Here is a 20600-nt window from a genome sequence, read left to right on the forward strand (position 1 = left end):
CCGACGGTGACGGCTGCTGCTGGGGGACTCGGACTCGAACCGAGACTGCACGGCTCCAAAGGCCGGCGGGCTGCCGATTACCCCATCCCCCACGCGCGGCGCCGGCGGCCGGCGTCGCACAGGTACCCGCGTGGACCGGCACCCGGGGGCGAGCCTACGGCCGGGGGCCCCGAGGGCGGGCACCGGCGGAGCGGCCGGGCGTGCCCGCGACCGCCACCGGCCGGTTCGCGGATCCGCCTACGCTGTCGTAGCTTTCTCCGAACGCAGCCCGAGGCTCGCTGGCCGAGACCGCGCCCGAGGCCGAATCCGAACAGCCAGGAGTTTCCTTGTCCGCTCCCGCCCTCACCCGGCCGACGGCTCCGCCGCGCGCAGAGCCCTACGACGGGTTGCCGGCCAACGCGATCGGGCGGCGCAAGAGCACGCTCGAGATCGTCACGCTCTACGTGATCGTGCTCGTGCCCTTCGTCGCGCTGGCCGCCGTCGTCCCCGCGGTGTGGGGCTGGGGCCTGTCCTGGCTCGACGTCGGCCTCGCCGTCGGCTTCTACTACCTCTCGCTGCTGGGCGTGACCGTGGGCTACCACCGGCACTTCACGCACGCCTCGTTCAAGAGCCGGCGCCCGCTGCGCCTCGGGCTGGCCGTCGCCGGTTCCATGGCGATCCAGGGCCCGGTCAACCAGTGGGTGGCCGACCACCGCCGGCACCACGCCTTCGCCGACCGCGCGGGCGACCCGCACTCCCCCTGGCGCTACGGCACCGACCTCCGCTCGCTGCTCAAGGGCATGTTCCACGCCCACCTGGGCTGGCTGTTCGACCGCCGCAAGACCAACCAGGCGCGCTACGCCCCCGACCTGCTCAAGGACCGCGGCCTGGTCCTGATCTCGAAGACCTTCGTCGTCTGGGCGTTCCTCAGCCTGGCGATGCCGGCGGTGCTCGGCGGCCTGATCACGGGCACCTGGGCCGGCGCCTGGTCGGCGTTCTTCTGGGCCGGCCTCGTCCGCGCCGCCCTGCTGCACCACGTGACCTGGTCGATCAACTCGGTCTGCCACGTCGTCGGCAACCGGCCCTTCGCCTCCCGCGACCGGGCGACCAACTTCTGGCCGCTGGCGATCCTCAGCGGCGGCGAGTCCTGGCACAACCTGCACCACGCCGACCCGACCTGCGCCCGGCACGGCGTGCTGCGCGGTCAGATCGACATCAGCGCCCGCGTCATCTGGGTCTTCGAGAAGCTGGGCTGGGCCTCGAACGTCAAGTGGCCCGACCCGGTGCGGCTGGCCGCCAAGCGCCGCGTCGAGGCCCCGGCCACGTCCTGAGCGGAACCGACCCCGAGGCGCCGCCCGCTCCGGGCGGCGCCCGGCCCCGCGTGCGCATGACCGGCGCGCAGCGCCGCCAGCAGCTGCTCGACGTCGCCCGCGAGCTGTTCGGCCGGCGCGGCTTCACCGCCACCTCCATCGAGGAGATCGCGGCGCACGCGCAGGTGAGCAAGCCCGTGGTCTACGAGCACTTCGGCGGCAAGGAGGGCATCCACGCCGTCGTCGTCGACCGCGAGATGCAGCTGCTGCTGGGCCGGTTCACCGCGGCGCTGTCCGACCCGGGCCACCCCCGGGACCTGCTGCAGCGCGCCGCGCTCGTGCTGCTGGAGTACATCGAGTCCGACACCGACGGCTTCCTCGTGCTCACCCGGGACGCACCGGTCACCAGCGGCGTGGGCGGCTACTCCTCGCTCATCGGCGAGGTGGCCCGCAAGGTCGAGCACATCCTGGGCGGCCACTTCGACGCCCGCGGCTACGACCCGCGGCTGGCCGAGCTGTACAGCCAGGCGCTGGTCGGCATGGTCGCGCTGGTCGGGCAGTGGTGGCTGGACACCCGCACCCCGGACAAGCGGGTGGTGGCCGCGCACCTGGTGAACCTGGCCTACAACGGCCTGTCCCACCTCGACACCCATCCGGGGCTGGTCGGCGAGGACTGACCCGTCAGACCAGCCGGGCGCCCGGTACCGGGCCGGTGACCACGCGCAGCGCGCGGAACACGCCCTCCCCGGCCAGGGACGCCGCCAGCCGCACCGCGGCGTCCTCGTCCCGCGCCAGCGCGGCGACGGTCGGCCCGGAACCGCTCACCAGGGCCCCCAGCGCTCCCGCGCCGGTCGCCGCGTCGAGCGCCCGGCGCAGCTCGGGCCGCAGCGCGAGCGCGGGCGCCTGCAGGTCGTTGTCCAGCGCCGCGGCCAGCGCCTCCGGTGATCCGCCGCGCAGGGCGGCGAGCACCGGCTCGGCCGGCTGCAGCTGCGCACCGTCGGGTACCCGGCCGTCGGCCCGGAGCCGGTCCAGCTCGCCGTAGACCGCCGGCGTGGACAGGCCCGCACCGGCGATGCCGAGCACCCAGTGGAACGAGCGCGCGGCCGGCACGGGGGCCAGCCGCTCGCCCCGCCCGGTGCCCAGGGCGACGCCGCCGAGCAGGCTGAAGGGGACGTCGCTGCCCAGCCGCGCGGCCAGGCCGAGCAGGTCGTCGCGGCCGGCCCGGGTGCCCCACAGCGCGTCGAGGGCGACCAGGGCGGCGGCCGCGTCGGCGCTGCCCCCGGCCAGGCCCGCAGCGGCGGGGATGGACTTGGTGATGGCCAGCCGGGCGTCCGCCGGGACGCCCGCGTGCTCGGCGAGCAGCTCGGCGGCGCGCCAGACGAGGTTGCGCCGGTCGGTGGGCACCGCGTCCGCGCCGGAGGCCGGCCCGGCCCCTTCGCCGCTCACGGTGAGGCTCAGCCCGTCCCCGGGCCGCGCGGTGACCGTGTCGAGCAGCGACACGGCGAGGTAGACCGTGCGCAGCTCGTGGAAGCCGTCGGGCCGCAGCGGCCCGACCGCGAGGTGCGCGTTGACCTTCGCCGGCGCGCTCGCGCTGACGCCGTCCCCCGCCGTCACGGCCGCACCGGGTCGGTCGCCGCCAGCCGGGCGAAGTCGGTGACCGAGAGCTGCTCGCCGCGGGTGGCGGGGTCGATGCCGGCCGCCCGCAACCGGGTCTCGGCCGCCGCGGGGCCGCCGGCCCACCGCGCCAGGGCCGCGCGCAGGCTCTTGCGCCGCATGCCGAACGCGGCGTCGACGACGGCGAAGGTCGCGGCCCGGTCGCCCTCCGGCGGTGGGCGGCGGACGAGGGCGACCAGGCCGGAGTCGACGTTCGGCTCGGGCCAGAACACGCGGCGCCCGACGTTCCCCGCCCGGCGGACCTCCCCGTACCAGGCGGCCTTGACCGATGGCACGCCGTACGCCGCGGCGCCGGGTGCCGCCGCCAGCCGCTCCGCCACCTCCGCCTGCACCAGGATCAGCGCCCGGTCGAGGCTCGGCAGCAGCTCGAGCAGGTGCAGGAGCACGGGCACCGCGACGTTGTATGGCAGGTTCGCCACCAGCGCCGTCGGGGCCGGACCGGGCAGCTCCGCGACCCGCAGCGCGTCGGCCTCGACCACGGTCAGGCGGTCGGCGAGATCGGGCCGGCGCTCGGCGACCGTCCGGGGCAGCCGGGCGGCCATCCGCGGGTCGATCTCCACGGCGGTGACCGCGGCCGCGGCGGGCAGCAGGCCGAGGGTCAGCGAGCCCAGGCCGGGACCGACCTCCAGCACGACGTCGTCGGGCCGCACCTCGGCGGTGCGGACGATCCGCCGGATGGTGTTCGCGTCGTGCAGGAAGTTCTGGCCCAGCGACTTGGTCGGGCGCAGCGCGAGCTCCGCGGCCAGCTCGCGGATGGCGGCCGGTCCGAGGAGCCCGTCGCCCTGCTCGGGGACGGTGCTCAGCGGCGACCGCTCACAGGTTCTTGCCGCAGTGCGGCCACTGGCCGGCACCGGAGCGGTTGTAGAGCAGCTGGGCCCGGTAGGTCTGCTCGTCGGCCGAGGCCTGGGAGGGCAGGCCGGTGCCGCCGACGGCCTGCCACGTGGCGACCGAGAACTGGTAGAGCCCGTGGTACTTCCCGGTGCTGCTGACCGCGTTGGGGCGGCCGCCGGACTCGCAGGCCGCGAGCGCGGCCCAGTTCAGGCCGTCGGCCGCGGGGCGGTTGGTCGGCCGGGCCTTGGTGCCGACGGTGACCTGCTCGGTGACCGGTGCCTGGTCGACGCTGGTGCCCAGCGCCTCGCGGGCGGTCTCGACGCCGTCGGTGACGGTGACCCGGTAGGTGACGGTCTGCCGGCCGTCGACGCCCTTGACGGTGACGGTCTTCTCGCCGACGAACGCCTCGGGGTTCGGCGTCTCCACGCGCTCGTGCGGGACGGTGACGATCTCGGTGACCTCGCTGACCTCGACGCGGAACACCTGCACGCGCATCTGGTCGGCCAGCGGCTGGGCGAGGTCGACGCTGGCGCGGTCGGTCCCGCTCAGCGCGATCCCCTGCTCGGCGAGCAGGTCGGCGGCGGTGGCCGCGGTCGAGGTGACCACCCGCTCCTGGCCGTCGACGACGAGGACGACGTCCTTGGGCGTGATCACCGTGAGGCTCATGCCGTCCAGCGGCAGCCGCTCGCTGCGGCTCGCGGACAGGACCAGCCCGTCGCCGCGCAGGCCGAGCTGCTCGAGCGCCTCGTCCACCGACAGGGCGGTCACGTAGATCTCCTGCTCGACGCCGTCGACGCTGAGCTGCAGGGGACGTGCGCGGGTGAGCACGACCGTGTCGCCGTCGGCCAGCGGCTCGGAGGCGGCCGGCAGCAGGACGTCGTGGGCCGCCGGCTGCAGCCCCTCCTCGTCCAGCACCTCGGCCACGGTGTCGGCGTAGGTGCCGACCTGCTGGGCCTGCCCGTCGACGGTGAGCGTCACGGACTTCTGGGCGACGAAGAAGGCGAGCGTCCCGCCCACGAGTCCGAGCAGGACCAGGGCGAAGAGGCTGAGACGGAGCGAGCGGCGCACGGCACATCCAGGGGTCACGGAACCCGGGCAGGAGGGAACGGGCGCGCCGCGGTGGACGGCAGGCCCGTTGCAGCACGCGCCAGGCCGACGGCCCGGCGCGTCCTCCACCCCGGCTGATCACGACACGATAACGAGCACGGTGTGTGGTGCAACGGTGCGCGTTGAGTGAACCAGACGGTCGCCATGTCGCTAAGTGGACGCGCCGACACCGTCCGTGACAGCCATGCCGAGCTCGGCGAGTGGATCCCCGCTCAGCCCGTGCAGACCCCGGTGAGCAAGGACACAGCGTGGATCAGGGCCCTAACGGGCAGCGCGGCCGCTTCAGCCGGCGAGGGCGGGCGTGCCGGCGCGCACCGGCCGCAGCCAGGTCAGCAGGAACACCGCGACCGCGACGCCGGCTGCCAGGGCCGAGAAACCAGCGGCCACCAGGGCCACCGGCAGCAGGTCGAAGTGCTCGGTCACCCGGTCGCCCCGCTCGATGCCCGCGGTGAGCGAGAGCGCGCCCAGCGGCAGCAGCGCCAGCACGCTCGCGGCGGCCGCCACGAGGTGCGCGGTCCACGTGCGCAGCGCCTCGTCGACCGGGACGTCGGCGCCCGCGGCCGGCAGCGGCCGCAGCACGGCGCGCAGCAGCGCCAGCTCCGCCACCACCCAGGCGACGGCGGGGACGACGACCGCGGTCCAGCCGACGGCGTCGCTCACCTCGCCGGCCGACCACAACGCGACGGCCGCGGCGAGCTCGGCCACCACCACCAGGCGGGTGGTCCAGATCAGCCAGCCCGAGACCAGCTCGGCCTGGCGCGGCCGGCGGTAGGGCTCGGCCGGCGCCCAGCGCGGCCGGGGCCGGGTGACCTCGGCGAGCAGCACGCCGGCGAGCAGGCCGAGCGCCAGGGCCGGCACCCACAGGAAGACCGACGACTCGCCCCACAGGAGCACGCAGCCCACGATCCCGGCGATGCCGAGCACCCAGCCCAGCCGCCGCCAGCGCCGGCCGTGCTGCGCCTGGGCGGCCAGCGTCGCCGTCCCCTCCGGCGTCGGCTCGGCGAAGGCGACGGAACCGCCCGCCACCGCGCGCCGGTCCGCTGCCCGGGCCCACGCGCGGGCCAGCAGGACACCGGGTACCAGGACGGCGATGAACAGCAGCACAGCGATGAGGCGTCCCACGCTGCCAGTGTGCCTCGCCGCAGGCGGGGCGTGCGTGGATGCGCCCGCCGCCTAGTCCTCCCAGCTCCCGAAGACGCGCTCGGCGTTCGCCGTGAGGGCGGTGCACAGCTCCGCCAGGTCGGTGCCGGTGACCTCCGCGAGCGCCCGGACGGTGTGCGGCACCAGGCGGGAGGCGTTGGGGCGGCCGCGGTGCGGCACCGGGGTCAGGAACGGCGAGTCGGTCTCCACCAGCAGCTGGTCCAGCGGCGTGAGCGCCGCGGCCTCGCGCAGGTAGCCGGCGTTGCCGAAGGTCAGGGTGCCGGCGAAGGAGAGGACGAAGCCGCGCTCGACGCAGGCCTTCGCGAAGACCGCGTCGCCCGAGAAGCAGTGGAGGACGACGTGCTCGGGAGCGCCCTCGTCGTCGAGCACGCGCAGGATCTCCTCGTGCGCGTCCCGGTCGTGGATGACCAGGGCGATGCCGTGCTCCTCCGCGATCCGGATGTGCGCCCGGAACGACTCCTCCTGCGCGGCCCACCCGTCGGGCCCGGTCCGGAAGCGGTCCAGCCCCGTCTCCCCCACGGCCCGCACGCGGGGCAGCGAGGCCAGCCGGTCGATCTCGGCCAGCGCCTCGTCGGTCGCCTTCCCGGCGCCGGCCTCGTTGGGGTGCAGCGCGACCGCGGCCAGCACCGACGGGTGCCGGGCGGCCAGCGCCGCCGACCAGCGCGACGAGGCGACGTCGACGCCGACCTGCACCAGCCGGGTCACGTTGACCGCCGCGGCCGCGGCGATCTCGGCGTCCACGGCGGCGTCGGAGGCCCACTCGCCGTGCTCGTCGTCGGCCGGCCGCTCCCCCAGGACGATGTCGAGGTGGGTGTGGCTGTCCAGCGCCGGGGCCGGCAGCGGCTCCGGGGACGCCGGCGGCTCCCCCCGCCGGTTCGCCCGGGCGGAGGCCGAGCGGCTCACTGCGCCTTCTCCTCCAGCCGGGCCAGCTCCTCGGCGACGATCGACTCGTCCAGCTTGGTGAAGATCGGCGTCGGCGCCGCCAGCGGCGTCCCCGGGGCGGCCAGCGGCGTCGAGCCCCAGACCGCCTGCCCACGGTCGTACGGACCGGTGATGATCGGGTACGGCGAGCCGTCGTCGAGGTCGGTGACCTCGTGCACCTCCGGCGCGACCGACCAGGCGCCCTCGCCCCCGAGCAGCTCGTGCACCTTCTGCGCGGAGTGCGGGAGGAACGGCGTCAGCAGCGCGTTGCAGTCCTTGATCGCCTGCAGCGCGGTGTGCAGCACGGTGTCCCGGCGGGCCGGGTCCTCCTTGAGCTTCCACGGCGCCTGGTCCGAGAGGTACTTGTTGGCCTCGGACACCACCCGCATCGCCTCGCCGATCGCGGCCTTCTGCCGGTTGCGCGCCAGGAGCTCGCCGACCGCCCCGAACGCACCCGAGGTGGTGGCCAGCAGCGCCCGGTCGGCGTCGGTCAGCTCACCGGGCGTCGGCACGGCGCCGACGTTCTTGGCCGCCATCGACACCGAGCGGTTGACCAGGTTGCCCCAGCCGGCGACGAGCTCCTCGTTGTTGCGGCGGCGGAACTGCTCCCAGGTGAAGTCGGTGTCCTGGTTCTCCGGCCCGGCGACGGCGATGAAGTAGCGCAGCGCGTCGGCGTCGTACCGGGCCAGGAAGTCGCGCACGTAGATCACGACGTTCCGCGAGGAGGAGAACTTGCGCCCCTCCATGGTGAGGAACTCGCTGGAGACCACCTCGGTGGGCAGGTTCAGCCGGCCCAGCGAGCCGGGGGTGCCGCCCTTGTCGCCCTCGCCGTTGTAGCCGAGCAGCTGGGCGGGCCAGATCTCGGAGTGGAAGACGATGTTGTCCTTGCCCATGAAGTAGTAGGCCTCGGAGTCCGGCGACTGCCACCACGAGCGCCACGCCTCGGGGTCACCGGAGCGGCGGGCCCACTCGATCGACGCCGACAGGTAGCCGACGACGGCGTCGAACCACACGTAGATGCGCTTGTCGGGCCGGTCCCGCCAGCCCTCCAGCGGCACCGCGACGCCCCAGTCGATGTCGCGGGTGTAGCTGCGCGGCTTGAGGTCCTCGAGCAGGTTGACGCTGAAGTTGAGGACGTTCGAGCGCCAGTTCTTCCGCGTGCCCAGCCAGTCGCCGAGCGCACGGGTGAAGGCGGGCAGGTCGAGGAAGTAGTGCTCGCTCTCGACGAACTTCGGCGTCTCGCCGTTGATCTTGCTGACCGGGTTGATCAGGTCGGTCGGGTCGAGCTGGTTGCCGCAGTTGTCGCACTGGTCGCCGCGCGCGCCGTCGTAGCCGCAGATCGGGCAGGTGCCCTCGATGTAGCGGTCGGGCAGCGTGCGCCCGGTCGACGGGCTGATCGCACCCAGCGTGGTCTGCGGGAAGACGTACCCGTTCTTCAGCAGCCCCAGGAAGATCTCCTGGCTGACCGCCGCGTGGTTGGCCGTCGTCGTCCGCGTGAAGAGGTCGTAGCTGAGGCCGAGCGACTGCAGGTCGCCGGTGATGATCCGGTTGTTGCGATCGGCGATCTCGCGGGGGGAGACACCCTCCGCGTCGGCCGCGACGGTGATCGGCGTGCCGTGCTCGTCGGTGCCGCTGACCATCAGCACCTTGTTGCCCGCCATCCGCTGGTAGCGGCTGAAGACGTCGGCGGGGACGGCGAAGCCGGAGACGTGGCCGAGGTGCCGCGGGCCGTTGGCGTAGGGCCAGGCGGGCGCGGTCAGGATGTGCCGATCACTCACGGGTCAACAGTACGGAGGCCCGTCCACCCGGTTGCCCGGGACGCCGCGTCAGGGCTGGTAGACCGCGGTGGAGGCGGTCTCGCCGGTGCGCAGCGGCTCGTCGGCCGGGCCCAGGAGGGCGACCGCGCCGAGCGCCAGGCCGATCACGCCGAGCGTGGCCGTGGCCAGCGCGCGGTGCGTCGTCGCCGGGTCGGGGCGGGGCTCGACCGGGCGGGGGCCGGCGACCAGCCAGGCCTCGGTCGACGGGGACCCGGCCAGCAGCAGCTTGCCGATGGGCACCGCGACGGCGACGAGCAGGAGGAGGGGCAGCGACGACCCGGCGGGCGCGGCGATCGGGTCGACGACCGCGAGCAGGCCGAGCAGCGCGACCAGGAAGAGCTCGCCGACCGCGACGCCGACCAGCAGCCCGCGGCTGGAGCCGTCGACGACCATGGCGCCGCTCCCCGCGGCCAGGACGATCCAGGCGGCCAGCCCGAGCAGCACGAGCGCGGCGACCGGGGCCGCGGGACGCGACGGGCCGGTGAGCAACCCGTCCAGGCCGTTCAGGGCGACGGCCAGCAGGGCGATCGACTCCACGACGGCCAGCAGGCCGGCGAGCACGACGGCGACCGGCGGACGACTGCGCGCCGTCCCCTGCGCCGCGGGCAGCACGAGACCGGGCCACGCGGTGGTGCCGCGGACGTCGTGGACGCTGATCGCCACTGGAGTTCCCCCTGACCCGGACCGTGCTGTCCCCGCTCTGCTCGTCGCGCGCGGGGCGGCGCTGGAGGGCTCCCGGCCGCGGCTCACCCGTCGGGGTGAGCCGGTGTCGCGGATCGAGTCCTCGGCCGGCGTCGGACCGGCGTGCCTACGCTGCTCAGGCCCGGTCCCGAGGAGATGCCCGATGAGCAGCGCCGACACGTCGTCCACCCCGCCGACCCCGCCGCTGCCGGACCGGGCCGCCCCGACCGACCGCCCGGACCCGCGGCCGCGCCCCGCCGGGCGGGAGGCCCGCTCCCCCACCCGCCCGCCGGGCGCGGACGTCGTCGTCGACTGCGCGGTGTACGTGGACGGCCGGCGCCAGGCGCCGGTCCCGCCGGAGCAGGCGCTCCGGGTCGCTCGCGAGGCCGGCGGCTTCGTGTGGCTCGGGCTCTACGAGCCGTCCGAGGACGAGCTCGGTGCGCTCGCCGAGCACTACGGCCTGCACCCGCTGGCCGTCGAGGACGCCGTCTACGCCCACCAGCGGCCCAAGCTGGAGCGCTACGACGACGCGCTGTTCATGGTGCTCAAGACCGCGACCTACGTGGAGCACGAGGAGCTCACCGCGACGAGCGAGGTGGTCGACACCGGCGAGGTCATGGTCTTCCTCGGGCCGCACTACGTGATCACGGTGCGGCACGGGCACCACGGGGAGCTGGGCGACCTGCGGCACCGGCTCGAGGAGCAGCGGGAGCTGCTGTGCCTGGGGCCCGCCGCGGTCCTCTACTCCGTCGCGGACCTGGTGGTGGACACCTTCGTCGACGTGGCCGGCGCCGTGGAGGACGACGTCGACGAGCTCGAGGCCTCGGTGTTCAGTCCCGAGCGCACCGACGACGTCGGCCGGCTCTACCAGCTCAAGCGGGAGCTGATGTCGCTGCGCAGGGCGGTGTCCCCCCTGGAGGTGCCGCTGCAGAAGCTGGCCGAGCGGGAGATCGACGTCGTCCCGGCGCCCATGCGGTCCTACTTCCGCGACGTGCTCGACCACGCCATCCGGGTGCGCGACCAGGTAGCCGGCCTCGACGAGCTGCTCACCTCGATCCTGCAGGCCTCCCTGGCCCGGACCCAGATGGCTGACAACGAGGACATGCGCCGCATCTCGGCGTGGGCCGGCATCATCGCCGTCCCCACCGCGATCGCCGGCATCTACGGGATGAACTTCCAGCACATGCCCGAGCTGGGCACGCGCTACGGCTACCCGGTCGTGCTGCTGGTCATCCTGAGCGCCTGCGTGCTGCTGTACCGCGGCTTCAAGCGCAACGGCTGGCTCTGAACCTCTGCCATTGCGCCCTCACCGCCCCCTCAACCCCCTCCGAGACGTCGATCAGCGCGCAATGCCGTTGAGCGCACGAGCTATCCGGGCGACCAGGGCGGCCGGGTCCCGCAGGTCGGCCGCCGTCACGAAGACGACGCTCCAACCGGCCTCCCGCAGGGCGTTGAGCCGACGCCGGTCCCGGGCGAACTGACCGTTCCTTGCATGCCACAGCCCGTCGTACTCCAGGGCGACCTTGAGCTCCGGCCAGGCGAAGTCCACCCGCGCCACGAAGCGCCCGGCGTGCAGCACCCGGTACTGGGCGACGGGTTCGGGCAGCGGGCTCCGGCCGATGAGCAGCCGGACCCGGGTCTCCGGGGGCGATTCGGCCAGCCCGTCGGCGAGGGCCGCCACCCGTCGTCCGCGAGCTGAGCCCGGACCGCGCGCGACAGCCGCGCGCCGCCGCACATCGTCCAGGTCCACCACGCCGGCCGCGATCAGCTGGTCGACAGCCGCGACCGCCGCGTCCTGGCCGAGCACGCCGGCGACCCGCAGGGCGGTGGCCGCAGGGGACGTGACCAGCAGGCCCCGACGGCGGCGTACGTCGCCGGCGAGGAGTGCAGCCCGGCGGCTGCAGAGCCCGAGCACGCGCACCATGTGGGAGCCCGGTGGCAGGGTGACCTCGACGTCGTCCCCCGGGCCCGCCAGGTCGACACCCCACAGGACGGCGGCGCTGCGTCCGGTGACGACCGCGCCCGGCAGGACGGTCGCCGCCTCCGCTCGGAGCGCGTGGGTGACCGGCACGTCGCGGTGCACGTAGACGCCCTGGAGCAGGCGACGCCAGGAACTGCCCCGGAGCTGCCGCTCCGTCAGCAGACCCGCGGCCACGGCGGTCGACCCCAGGAACGGTCGACCGCGGAGCTGAGCGGGCACGTGCGGGTGGACGGGCACCGGAGCACCGTGCCGGTCCACGCCCCCTCGCGTGCGCCCCGTCCACAGGCACCCCCGCCTCGTGCGCACTTCCCGACGTCTCGAAGGCGCTCGATAGGTCGGAAGGTGCGCAAAGGGCGGGGGTCAGGGGCTCTTGCTGGCGACGACGGCGTCGTAGACGACGCGGCGCGGGGTGCCGGTCCGCTCGACGACGGCGCGGATCGCGTCCTTGCGGGTGGCGCCGGCGGCTTCCTCGGCGGCCACCTCGGCGGCGAGCTCCGCAGGGGTCAGCGACACCGCCCGCGCGGAGGCCCCGCCCACGACCAGCGTGATCTCGCCCTTGACGCCCTCGGCCGCCCACGTGGCCAGCTCGCCCAGCGGGCCGCGGCGGATCTCCTCGTAGGTCTTGGTCAGCTCGCGGCAGACGGCGGCGGGGCGGTCCTCCCCCAGCGCGGCGGCCGCGTCGGCCAGCGCGTCGGCCAGCCGGTGCGGTGACTCGAAGAACACCATCGTCCGCGGCTCGCCGGCCAGCCCCGCGAACCGCGACCGCCGCTCGCCGGCCTTGCGCGGCAGGAAGCCCTCGAAGCAGAACCGGTCGACCGGCAGCCCCGACACGGCCAGCGCCGTCGTCACCGCCGACGGGCCGGGCACCGACGTCACGTCGATCCCCGCGTCGATCGCGGCCCGCACCAGCGTGTAGCCGGGGTCGGACACCGAGGGCATGCCGGCGTCGGTGAGCAGCAGCACGGTGGCGCCCTCGGCCAGCGCCGCCAGCAGCCCGGGCAGCCGCGCCTGCTCCACCGACTCGTGGAACGTGACGACCCGCCCGGTGAAGGTGACGCCGAGGTCCGCGGCCAGCCGGTGCAGGCGCCGGGTGTCCTCGACGGCCAGCACGTCGGCGGTCTCCATCACCGACCGCAGCCGCGGGCCCACGTCACCCGGCTGCCCCAGGGGCGCCCCACCCAGCACCAGCCGTCCGCTCACGGCACCGAGCCTGTCACGCCGCCGCTCTCACTACGCTGGCCGCATGGCGGTGCTGGCACCCGAGCGGGACGAGCGGGAGCCGGGCCCGCCGACCGCGGCGCCCGCCCGCCGCCGGTCGCTGCCCCGCCCGCGACGCGACCGGACGCCGCCGCTGCCCGCCGACGCGCGGCTGTCCTGGCTGCTCACCGCGGTGCTCGGCGTGCTCACCCTGGTCAGCCGGCTGGCGGGCATCACCTACCCGCGCCAGCTGCTGTTCGACGAGGCGTACTACCCGCCCGAGGCCGCGGAGCTCCTGCGGTGGGGCCACGAGTACAACCGCGGCTACACCTTCATCGTCCACCCGCCGCTCGGGAAGTGGCTGATCGCCGCCGGGGAGGCGGTGTTCGGCGACAACGCGCTGGGCTGGCGGTTCCCCAGCGCGGTGGCCGGCAGTATCGCCGTCGTCGTCCTGGTGCGGCTGGCGCGGCGGCTGACCGGCTCGACGCTGCTCGGCCTGGTCGCCGGGCTGCTGCTGGCCCTGGACGGCTTCTCCTTCTCGCTGTCGCGGATCGGCCTGCTCGACGTCTTCCTGCAGGTGTTCGTCGTCTCCGCCGTGGCCTGCCTGGTGGTCGACCGCGACCGCGTGCGGGCCCGCATCCGCGACGCCGGGGACCGCGCGGCCGACGGGTTCCGGCTGGGCCCGCGCGGCTGGCGGATCGCCGCGGGGTTCCTCTTCGGCTGCGCCTGCGCGGTGAAGTGGAGCGGCGTCTGGTTCCTGGCGTTCTTCGCCGTCGCCTCCCTGCTGTGGGAGCGCGCGGCGTGGCGGGACGCCGGCGCCGCGCGGCCCACCCGCCGCGCCGCCCGCTACGGCCTGCCGGGCGCGGTGTGGGCGCTGGGCGCGGTGCCGGTGCTCGCCTACCTGGCCAGCTTCACCGGGTGGTTCCTCGGGGAGACCTCGCAGGGCAAGGCGTGGGCGCAGCAGAACCCCGACACCGCGTTCGCGTTCGTCCCGGACGCGCTGCGTTCGCTGTGGCACCAGCACGCGGAGTGGCTGCGCTTCCACAGCGGCCTGTCGACGCCGCACCCCTGGGAGTCCGGCCCGTGGTCGTGGCTGGTCAACGGCCGCCCGATCCTGCTGTGGAACCCGCAGGACCTCACCGACGCCGACGGCGACCCGGTCATCCGCTACATCCTGATGGTGGGCACGCCGACGCTGTGGTTCCTGTTCATCCCGGCGATGGTGTGGCTCGTCTGGCGCGGGCTGGCCCGCCGCGACCCGGCCGCCGGGGTGGCGCTCACCGCGATCGCGGCCGGCTGGGCGACCTGGCTGCTCAGCACCGACCGGACGATGTTCATCTTCTACCTGGCGCCGACCGTGCCGTTCCTCGTGCTGGCGGTGACGCTGCTGCTCCAGGACGTCCTCGGGCCCCCCGGGCCCGGGCCCCGGCGCACGCTCGGCCTGGCCGCGGTCTGCCTCTACGTGGCCGTCGTCGCCGCTTCGTTCGTCTTCTTCCTGCCGGTGCTCACCGGCGCGCCGCTGGACCAGGCGGAGTGGGTGCGGCGCATGTGGTTCCCGTCCTGGTTCTGACGCACGGGGCCGGGAACGCCGAACGCCGCCGGGCGGAGGCCCGACGGCGTTCGTGACGTGCAGGGTGGAGCTGAGGGGAGTTGAACCCCTGACCCCCTCGATGCGAACGAGGTGCGCTACCGGACTGCGCCACAGCCCCTGACGTGGTGCCAGCGTACCGTCCCGGCCGCCCGGCGCCACCACCGGGGGCGGCACCCGGCGAGCCGGGACGGCGAGGGACTACATGCCGGCGACGCGGCGCGGCTGGTACTCGTCGATGTCGGCGAAGCCGATGTCGTCGTCGTCCAGCCCGACGACGGCGCTGTTCTGCCAGCCGACCGGAGCCGGCGTGCGGGCGGCGACGACGCGGCCGCGGAACTGCGCCACCGGCGCGAGCGGGACGCTCGGGTGCGGCAGCTTCGGCAGCGCCTCGGCGGCGACGGTCTCGTGCACCTCGGGAGCGGTGCGCGGTGCCGGCGCGGCGGCCGGGCGGGCCGGGGTGCGCAGGGCGGCGCGGGCCGCGGCACGGGCGGCGCGACGGGCGGCGAGCCGCTCGCGGCGGGCGACCTTGCGCAGCACCAGCACGTACCCGACGACGGCGAGGTCGAGGACCAGCTGGGCGATCCACAGCCAGGAGCTGTAGGCCACCGCGCCGACGAGGGCGACGACGGCGAGCGCGACCAGGCCACCGAGGGTGCGACGGCGCAGCGCGTGCACGTCCACCTTCAGCTCACCGGAGGTCAGCAGCGCCTCGCGGTCGATCTGCACCCGCTCGGTCTCGGCGTGGACGACGGGGTTGGCCGCCCGGCGCCGCTGCAGCGTCCGACCGGAGTCCGCACGCCCGGTCCGGTCGTCCTGCGCGTCGCCGCGGGTCACCACCATGGGCACCAGCACGACGAACCAGAGCACGACCAGAGCAGCCAGCAGCACGCCTGATCCCATTTCGAACACCACCTGTCACATGAGTCACTCGCGAGGGCGAGGTTATGCAGATCAGCCCCCCGGACGAGGGAGGCGCGCGGCGTGTCGCTGAACGGTCGTGTGACTGGTGTGACGAGCGGTCGGCGTGTCGACACGGGGCGGCCGGTGACCGGCCGGCGACCGTGCTAGCGCCCCGCGTCCCGGCCGGTGCGCCCCTGCCAGCGCTGCAGCACGGTGCCGGGCAGGTCGTCGGCGAGCAGGGCGTACGCCAGGTGGTCGCGCCACGCGCCGTCGATGTCGAGGTAGCGGCGCAGCTCGCCCTCCTGGCGAAAGCCCAGGCCCTGCACGAGGCGGCGGCTGGGCGTGTTCTCCGGGCGGATGTCGGCCTGCAGCCGGTGCAGCCCCATGGGGCCGAACGCGTGGTCGCAGACCAGCGCGACGGCCAGCGACGCCAGGCCACGGCCGGCCACCTCGCGGTCGATCCAGTACCCCAGCCAGCCCGAGCGGAGCGCGCCGCGCACGACGTTGTCCACGGTCACCTGGCCGACGAGCCGGCCTTCCACCCGGATGCCGAAGGGCACCGTGACGCCGGTGCGCGCCCGCCGCGCCAGCGCCCGCCGCATCGCGCGGTAGGCAGCCGGGCTGTGCCGCACCGCCCACGGCTGGGTGGAGGTCGGCTCCCAGGGGCGCAGCCAGTCCTCGTTGGCCGACCGCAGCCGGCTCCACTCCCCGGCGTCGCGGCGGCGCAGCGGCTGCAGCTCCACCGGGCCCCAGCCCAGGCGGGCGGGCCAGCCGGGGTGCAGCGCGGCGTCCAGCTCAGCCCCCGAGCAGCAGGGGCATGACGGTGACCAGGCCTCCCGCGGCCACGTCGGTGACGTCCTCGTCGACGACGATCAGGCAGTTGGCCCGCGCCATCCGGGCCAGCAGCGCGTCGGTGCCGTCACCCACCGGTTCGACGACGTAGCCGCCGTCGGGGTGGCGCATGACCGTGCCGTGCAGGTACTGGCGGTAGCCCAGCGGCGAGACCAGCGCCTGCCCGGCGACGGCCTGCACCGTGCGGCGGAACAGCTGGCGCTTGCCCAGCATCAGCCGGATCGCCGGGCGGACGAACACCTCGAAGGCCACCAGCGCGGCGACCGGCTCGCCGGGGATGCAGATGACCGGCACCCGGTCGCGGCCCAGCCGGCCGAACCCCTGCACCGGTCCGGGGTGCATCGTCACCTGGCGGAACTGCATCTCGCCCAGCTCGGCGAGCACCTCCTGGACCATGTCGAACCCGCCGGGGGCGAAGGTGCCGGCGATGAGCACGAGGTCGCTGCGCAGCAGCTGGCTCTCGAGCACCTCGGTCAGCCGGCGTCGGTCGGTCGGCAGGATGCCGGAGCGGTAGGCCTCGGCGCCGGCGTCCCGGGCGGCGGCGGCCAGCGCGTAGCTGTTGACGTCGACGACCTGGCCGGGCGCCGGCGTCGTACCGACGTCGACCAGTTCACTGCCGGCGCAGAGGACGGCGATCCGCGGCCGCGGCCGGACCAGCACCCGCTCCCGGCCGACGGCGGCCAGCAGGCTGATCTGGGCCGGGCCGATCGGGGTGCCGACCTGGACGGCGGGGTCGCCGGGGGCGACGTCGTCCCCGGTGCGGCGCACGTAGCCGCCGGCCGGCGGGCCGGCCAGCACCTCGACGCGCACCGCGCCCTGGTCGGTCCACACCGCCGGGACGACGACGTCGGCACCGACCGGCAGCATCGCGCCGGCGGACACCTTGAAGGCCAGCCCCGGCCCGATGGACGCCGGGCTGCTCGCACCCGCGACGCTCTCCCCCACGACCGCCAGCGGGACCGGGGCGGACAGCCGTGCGCCGGCGACGTCCTCGGCGCGGACGGCGTACCCGTCCAGGGCCGCCTGGTCGAAGGCCGGCAGCGCGCGCTGGCTGACGACCTCCTCGGCGCAGAGCAGGCCCTGGGCGTCGAGCACGGCCAGCTCGATCGGGTCGGGCTGGGGCACGCTGGCGAGGATCTCGTCCAGGTGCCGCTCGACGGTGCAGATCACCGACAGCGGCACGGACTCGGCCGGCGGGAGCGGGATCGGGCCCTCGACGACCGGTCGCGGCGTCGGCAGCGGGGGCAGCTCCCCTCCGGCCGGAGGGGACGGCGGACCGTCGACGAACTGCGTGTCGCGGTACCCCCCGCCCGTTCCGTCCGCGCTGTCGATCCTGCCGGTCATCCCCACCACCACCACACGTCCGCCGTGCCGTCCGCCGTTCGGCGGCACCGGCCTGGGCAGCCCGCGGACCCCGATCGGGGGCCGACGCGGTACGCCGCCGTCCGATGGTGCCCTCTGCCGGGCCCGGTCAGGCGGGCGACGCGCCCTCGGCGGGCAGCTCGCTGACGAACTCGTGCAGCCAGGGACGCAGCGCGGGCCCCAGGTCGTCCCGCTCGACGGCCAGCCGGATGACCGCCTTGAGGTAGTCCAGCTTGTCGCCGGTGTCGTACCGGCGGCCGCTGAAGACGACGCCGTGCACCGGCTCGCCGCGCGCGACGAGGGTGGCCAGCGCGTCGGTCAGCTGGATCTCCCCGCCCCGGCCCGGCTCGGTCGCCCGCAGCACCTCGAAGACCTCGGGCGCAAGCACGTAGCGGCCGATGATCGCGAGGCTGCTGGGTGCCTCGTCGGCCGGGGGCTTCTCCACGAGCCCGGTGACGGTGACGACCTCGTCGCCGTCCAGGACCGGCTGCGACCCCGGCTCGACGGCCACCGCGCCGTACTTGTCGATGTTCTCCATGCCGACGTCGAGCAGCGCGACGACCGAGCCGCCGTGCTCGGCCTGGACGGCGAGCATCTGCTCGAGCAGGTGGTCGCGCGCGTCGATGAGGTCGTCGCCGAGCAGGACGGCGAAGGGCTCGTCGCCGACGAAGGCCGCGGCCTGGAGGACCGCGTGGCCCAGGCCCTTGGCCTCGCCCTGCCGGACGAAGTGCACCTGCGCGACCTCGGTGGAGGCCCGGACGGCGTCCAGCCGGCCGGCATCGCCCTTCTTCTCCAGCGCGGTCTCGAGCTCCGGGGTGCTGTCGAAGAAGTCCTCGATCGCGCCCTTGCCGCGGCCGGTGACCATGAGCACCTCGGGCAGCCCGGCGCGGGCGGCCTCCTCGACGATGTACTGCAGCGCGGGGCGGTCGACGACCGGCAGCAGCTCCTTGGGCACGGCCTTGGTGGCCGGCAGGAAGCGCGTCCCCATCCCCGCCACGGGGATGACGGCCTTGCGTGCAGGTCGGGTGCCCGGGCTGGTCATGCGCGCAGCCTAGCTAGCCTCCCGGCATGGCTCCCGGTGGCGATCCGGTCGCGGCGAAGGCCGCGCTGCGCGCTCCCCTGCTGGCCGCCCGCCGGGCCCGCACGGCTCCGCAGCGCGCGGCCGCCGCGGCGGCGGTGGCCGATGCCCTGGCGGCCGGGCTCGCCGCGGCGGCCACCGTCGCCGGGCACGTCCCGGACGACGTCGAGCCGGGGCACGGCCGGCTGCGCGAGGCGCTCGGGAGCAGCGGCGCCCGCGTGCTGCTGCCGGTGGTCCCGGTGCAGGGGCGGGAGCTCGGCTGGGCGGTGGACGCGGGCAGGCTGACCCCCGGCCGGTACGGGCTGCTCGAGCCGACCGGCCCCCGCCTGGGCCCGGCGGCGCTGGCGGCGGCCGAGGTGGTCGTCGTCCCGGCGCTGGCGGTGTCGCGCGACGGGGTGCGGCTGGGGCGCGGCGGGGGCTGGTACGACCGCGCGCTGCGGCACGCCCGCCCGGACGCCGTCCTCGTCGCGGTGGTGTTCGACGACGAGCTGCTCGACGCGCTGCCCGCCGAACCGCACGACCACCGGGTCACCGCGGTCGTCACCCCGTCGGGCGGCTGGGAGATCATCGGCGGCGCCCGCACCCCGCCCCCTCGATCGGAGCACCCGTGACAGCCGCCCCCCACCGGCCCTCGCGGCTGGACGCCCGCGCGCTGCGCGACCTGGTGCTCGACCCGGGCTCGTGGCGCTCGTGGGACTCCCCCGTCCCGCCGCGCGAGGTCGGCGAGGACTACGCCCGCGAGCTGACCGCGGCGGCGGAGAGGACCCGGCAGGACGAGTCGATCATCACCGGGGAGGGGCTGCTGCGCGGCCGCCGCGTCGCCGTCGTCGCCGGGGAGTTCGGCTTCCTCGCGGGCTCCATCGGCGTGGCCGCGGCCGACCGGCTGATCTCCGCCGTCGAGCGGGCGACCGACGAGGGGCTGCCGCTGCTGGCCGCGCCGGTCTCCGGTGGCACCCGCATGCAGGAGGGGACGGTGGCCTTCCTGCAGATGATCGGCATCACCGCGGCCATCGCCCGCCACAAGCAGGCGGGGCTCCCCTACCTCGTCTACCTGCGCAACCCCACCTTCGGCGGGGTGCTGGCCTCCTGGGGCTCGCTCGGCCACGTGACCATCGCCGAGCCGGGCGCCTCGATCGGCTTCCTCGGGCCGCGGGTGTTCGAGGCGCTGTACGGCGAGCCGTTCCCCGAGGGCGTGCAGAACGCCGAGCACATGGCCGAGCACGGGCTGATCGACGCCGTCGTCCCGCACGACGAGATCGCCGAGGTCGCCGACCGCGCGCTGCGGGTGCTCGCCGCCCGGCAGACGTGGCACGTCGACGTCGCACGCGCCGACCGGCCCGGCCCGGAGGACGGCACCGACGCCGACGACCCGGAGGACCACCGCACCGCGTGGGACGTGGTGACCGCGTCGCGGCGGACCGACCGGCCGGGCGTGCGGCGGCTGCTGCGCACCGCGGCCACCGACGTCGTGGGGCTGTCCGGCACCGGTGCCGGGGAGAAGGACCCCGGCCTGCTGCTGGCCCTGGCCCGCTTCGGCGGCGCGCCGTGCGTCGTCCTCGGCCAGGACCGGCGCGGGCAGTCGACGGCGGCACCGCTCGGCCCGGCCGCGCTGCGCGAGGCACGCCGCGGCATGCACCTCGCGCAGGAGCTCCGGTTGCCGCTGGTGACGCTCATCGACACCCCCGGCGCGGCGCTGTCCCGGGAGGCCGAGGAGGGCGGGCTGGCCGGCGAGATCGCCCGCTGCCTGCAGGACCTGGTGATGCTGCAGGCCCCGACGCTCGCGGTGCTGCTGGGCCAGGGCACCGGGGGTGGTGCGCTGGCGCTGGTGCCCGCCGACCGGGTGCTCGCGGCGGCCAACGGCTGGCTGGGGCCGCTCCCGCCGGAGGGCGCCTCGGCGATCGTGCACCGCGACGTCGAGCACGCCGGGGAGATGGCGCAGGCGCAGGGCGTGCGGGCGACCGACCTCTGGCGGGCGGGGATCGTGGACCGCGTCGTCCCCGAGCGGCCGGACGCAGCCGACGAGCCGACCGGGTTCTGCCTGCGGCTGGGCCGGGTGCTCGGCGAGGAGCTGGCCGGCCTGCTGGGCCGGGACGACACCGAGCGCTTCCGCACGCGGCTGCACCGGTACCGCCACCTCGGCCGCTGACGCGGCGCCGGC

The 20600-nt window shown here is 75.5% G+C and carries 19 protein-coding genes and 2 tRNA genes; 6 read left to right on the forward strand and 15 right to left on the reverse strand.

What is annotated here, in order from left to right:
- Positions 1-19: 19 nt before the first annotated feature.
- Positions 20-92: transfer RNA gene (locus ACI79H_RS01570), tRNA-Gln, on the reverse strand.
- Positions 93-326: 234 nt separating this feature from the next.
- On the opposite strand from ACI79H_RS01570, the gene ACI79H_RS01575 reads away from it, so the two are divergent.
- Positions 327-1310 carry an acyl-CoA desaturase gene (locus ACI79H_RS01575; RefSeq protein ID WP_456552617.1) on the forward strand — a complete coding sequence of 328 codons (984 nt, stop codon included), beginning with the start codon at positions 327-329 and terminating at the stop codon, positions 1308-1310.
- Between the two features lie 56 nt (positions 1311-1366).
- Positions 1367-1966 carry a TetR/AcrR family transcriptional regulator gene (locus ACI79H_RS01580; RefSeq protein WP_456552618.1) on the forward strand — a complete coding sequence of 200 codons (600 nt, stop codon included), beginning with the start codon at positions 1367-1369 and terminating at the stop codon, positions 1964-1966.
- A gap of 4 nt (positions 1967-1970) precedes the next feature.
- On the opposite strand, the gene ACI79H_RS01585 is transcribed toward ACI79H_RS01580, so the two are convergent.
- The 7 genes from ACI79H_RS01585 to ACI79H_RS01615 all read right to left on the reverse strand — a co-directional run bounded on the left by ACI79H_RS01585 (position 1971) and on the right by ACI79H_RS01615 (position 9463).
- The gene (locus tag ACI79H_RS01585) at positions 1971-2903 is read right to left on the reverse strand and encodes a 4-(cytidine 5'-diphospho)-2-C-methyl-D-erythritol kinase (protein ID WP_456552619.1); all 933 of its coding nucleotides are present in this window, start codon (positions 2901-2903) and stop codon (positions 1971-1973) included.
- A complete protein-coding gene (rsmA, locus tag ACI79H_RS01590) occupies positions 2900-3814 on the reverse strand; it encodes a 16S rRNA (adenine(1518)-N(6)/adenine(1519)-N(6))-dimethyltransferase RsmA (protein ID WP_456552620.1) in 915 nt (304 codons plus the stop codon). Before rsmA ends, ACI79H_RS01585 begins: the two co-directional genes overlap by 4 nt.
- A complete protein-coding gene (locus tag ACI79H_RS01595; RefSeq protein ID WP_456552621.1) occupies positions 3777-4862 on the reverse strand; it encodes a ubiquitin-like domain-containing protein in 1086 nt (361 codons plus the stop codon). Before ACI79H_RS01595 ends, rsmA begins: the two co-directional genes overlap by 38 nt.
- A 321-nt stretch (positions 4863-5183) precedes the next feature.
- Positions 5184-6023, reverse strand: a complete 840-nt coding sequence (locus ACI79H_RS01600; protein ID WP_456552622.1) for a hypothetical protein — start codon at positions 6021-6023, stop codon at positions 5184-5186.
- A 51-nt stretch (positions 6024-6074) separates the two neighbouring features.
- Entirely contained in the window at positions 6075-6965 is an 891-nt protein-coding gene (locus tag ACI79H_RS01605; RefSeq protein ID WP_456552623.1) for a TatD family hydrolase, read from the reverse strand.
- The gene (gene metG, locus ACI79H_RS01610) at positions 6962-8761 is read right to left on the reverse strand and encodes a methionine--tRNA ligase (protein ID WP_456552624.1); all 1800 of its coding nucleotides are present in this window, start codon (positions 8759-8761) and stop codon (positions 6962-6964) included. Before metG ends, ACI79H_RS01605 begins: the two co-directional genes overlap by 4 nt.
- 48 nt (positions 8762-8809) lie before the next feature.
- Positions 8810-9463, reverse strand: a complete 654-nt coding sequence (locus tag ACI79H_RS01615; protein WP_456552625.1) for a hypothetical protein — start codon at positions 9461-9463, stop codon at positions 8810-8812.
- A gap of 181 nt (positions 9464-9644) precedes the next feature.
- Between ACI79H_RS01615 and ACI79H_RS01620 the strand changes: the two genes are divergently transcribed.
- On the forward strand, positions 9645-10769 hold the full coding sequence (locus ACI79H_RS01620; protein WP_456552626.1) for a magnesium and cobalt transport protein CorA: 1125 nt from the start codon (positions 9645-9647) through the stop codon (positions 10767-10769).
- A gap of 51 nt (positions 10770-10820) precedes the next feature.
- Here ACI79H_RS01620 and ACI79H_RS01625 read toward each other — a convergent pair whose 3' ends face one another.
- Positions 10821-11699 carry an endonuclease domain-containing protein gene (locus ACI79H_RS01625; protein ID WP_456552627.1) on the reverse strand — a complete coding sequence of 293 codons (879 nt, stop codon included), beginning with the start codon at positions 11697-11699 and terminating at the stop codon, positions 10821-10823.
- Between the two features lie 123 nt (positions 11700-11822).
- Complete coding sequence (gene rsmI, locus ACI79H_RS01630) at positions 11823-12662, reverse strand: 16S rRNA (cytidine(1402)-2'-O)-methyltransferase (RefSeq protein WP_456552628.1); 840 nt, start codon at positions 12660-12662, stop codon at positions 11823-11825.
- A gap of 43 nt (positions 12663-12705) precedes the next feature.
- Between rsmI and ACI79H_RS01635 the strand changes: the two genes are divergently transcribed.
- On the forward strand, positions 12706-14229 hold the full coding sequence (locus ACI79H_RS01635; RefSeq protein WP_456552629.1) for a dolichyl-phosphate-mannose--protein mannosyltransferase: 1524 nt from the start codon (positions 12706-12708) through the stop codon (positions 14227-14229).
- A 65-nt stretch (positions 14230-14294) separates the two neighbouring features.
- Here the strand turns inward: ACI79H_RS01635 and ACI79H_RS01640 are convergent.
- The 5 genes from ACI79H_RS01640 to ACI79H_RS01660 form a co-directional block, all read right to left on the reverse strand.
- A tRNA-Ala gene (locus ACI79H_RS01640) sits at positions 14295-14368 on the reverse strand.
- Between the two features lie 80 nt (positions 14369-14448).
- Positions 14449-15138: a hypothetical protein gene (locus ACI79H_RS01645; RefSeq protein ID WP_456552630.1), complete on the reverse strand. Its 690-nt coding sequence runs from the start codon at positions 15136-15138 to the stop codon at positions 14449-14451.
- A 176-nt stretch (positions 15139-15314) separates the two neighbouring features.
- On the reverse strand, positions 15315-15893 hold the full coding sequence (locus tag ACI79H_RS01650; RefSeq protein WP_456552631.1) for a GNAT family N-acetyltransferase: 579 nt from the start codon (positions 15891-15893) through the stop codon (positions 15315-15317).
- A gap of 52 nt (positions 15894-15945) precedes the next feature.
- Positions 15946-17346: a molybdotransferase-like divisome protein Glp gene (gene glp, locus ACI79H_RS01655; protein ID WP_456552632.1), complete on the reverse strand. Its 1401-nt coding sequence runs from the start codon at positions 17344-17346 to the stop codon at positions 15946-15948.
- A 127-nt stretch (positions 17347-17473) separates the two neighbouring features.
- Positions 17474-18406, reverse strand: a complete 933-nt coding sequence (locus ACI79H_RS01660; protein WP_456552633.1) for a UTP--glucose-1-phosphate uridylyltransferase — start codon at positions 18404-18406, stop codon at positions 17474-17476.
- Between the two features lie 26 nt (positions 18407-18432).
- Between ACI79H_RS01660 and ACI79H_RS01665 the strand changes: the two genes are divergently transcribed.
- Together ACI79H_RS01665 and ACI79H_RS01670 are read left to right on the forward strand one after the other, a co-directional pair.
- Positions 18433-19053: a 5-formyltetrahydrofolate cyclo-ligase gene (locus ACI79H_RS01665; RefSeq protein ID WP_456552634.1), complete on the forward strand. Its 621-nt coding sequence runs from the start codon at positions 18433-18435 to the stop codon at positions 19051-19053.
- Positions 19050-20588: a carboxyl transferase domain-containing protein gene (locus tag ACI79H_RS01670; RefSeq protein ID WP_456552635.1), complete on the forward strand. Its 1539-nt coding sequence runs from the start codon at positions 19050-19052 to the stop codon at positions 20586-20588. The genes ACI79H_RS01665 and ACI79H_RS01670 overlap by 4 nt, the downstream gene beginning before the upstream one ends.
- Positions 20589-20600 lie beyond the last annotated feature (12 nt).

Source organism: Blastococcus sp. SYSU D01042 (genome assembly GCF_054050515.1).

Coding starts and splice junctions, on each gene's coding strand:
- ACI79H_RS01635 (WP_456552629.1), top strand. CDS start 12,706: ATGGCGGTGCTGGCACCCGAGCGGGACGAGCGGGAGCCGGGCCCGCCG.
- ACI79H_RS01620 (WP_456552626.1), top strand. CDS start 9,645: ATGAGCAGCGCCGACACGTCGTCCACCCCGCCGACCCCGCCGCTGCCG.
- ACI79H_RS01660 (WP_456552633.1), bottom strand. CDS start 18,406: ATGACCAGCCCGGGCACCCGACCTGCACGCAAGGCCGTCATCCCCGTG.
- ACI79H_RS01580 (WP_456552618.1), top strand. CDS start 1,367: ATGACCGGCGCGCAGCGCCGCCAGCAGCTGCTCGACGTCGCCCGCGAG.
- ACI79H_RS01665 (WP_456552634.1), top strand. CDS start 18,433: ATGGCTCCCGGTGGCGATCCGGTCGCGGCGAAGGCCGCGCTGCGCGCT.
- glp (WP_456552632.1), bottom strand. CDS start 17,346: ATGACCGGCAGGATCGACAGCGCGGACGGAACGGGCGGGGGGTACCGC.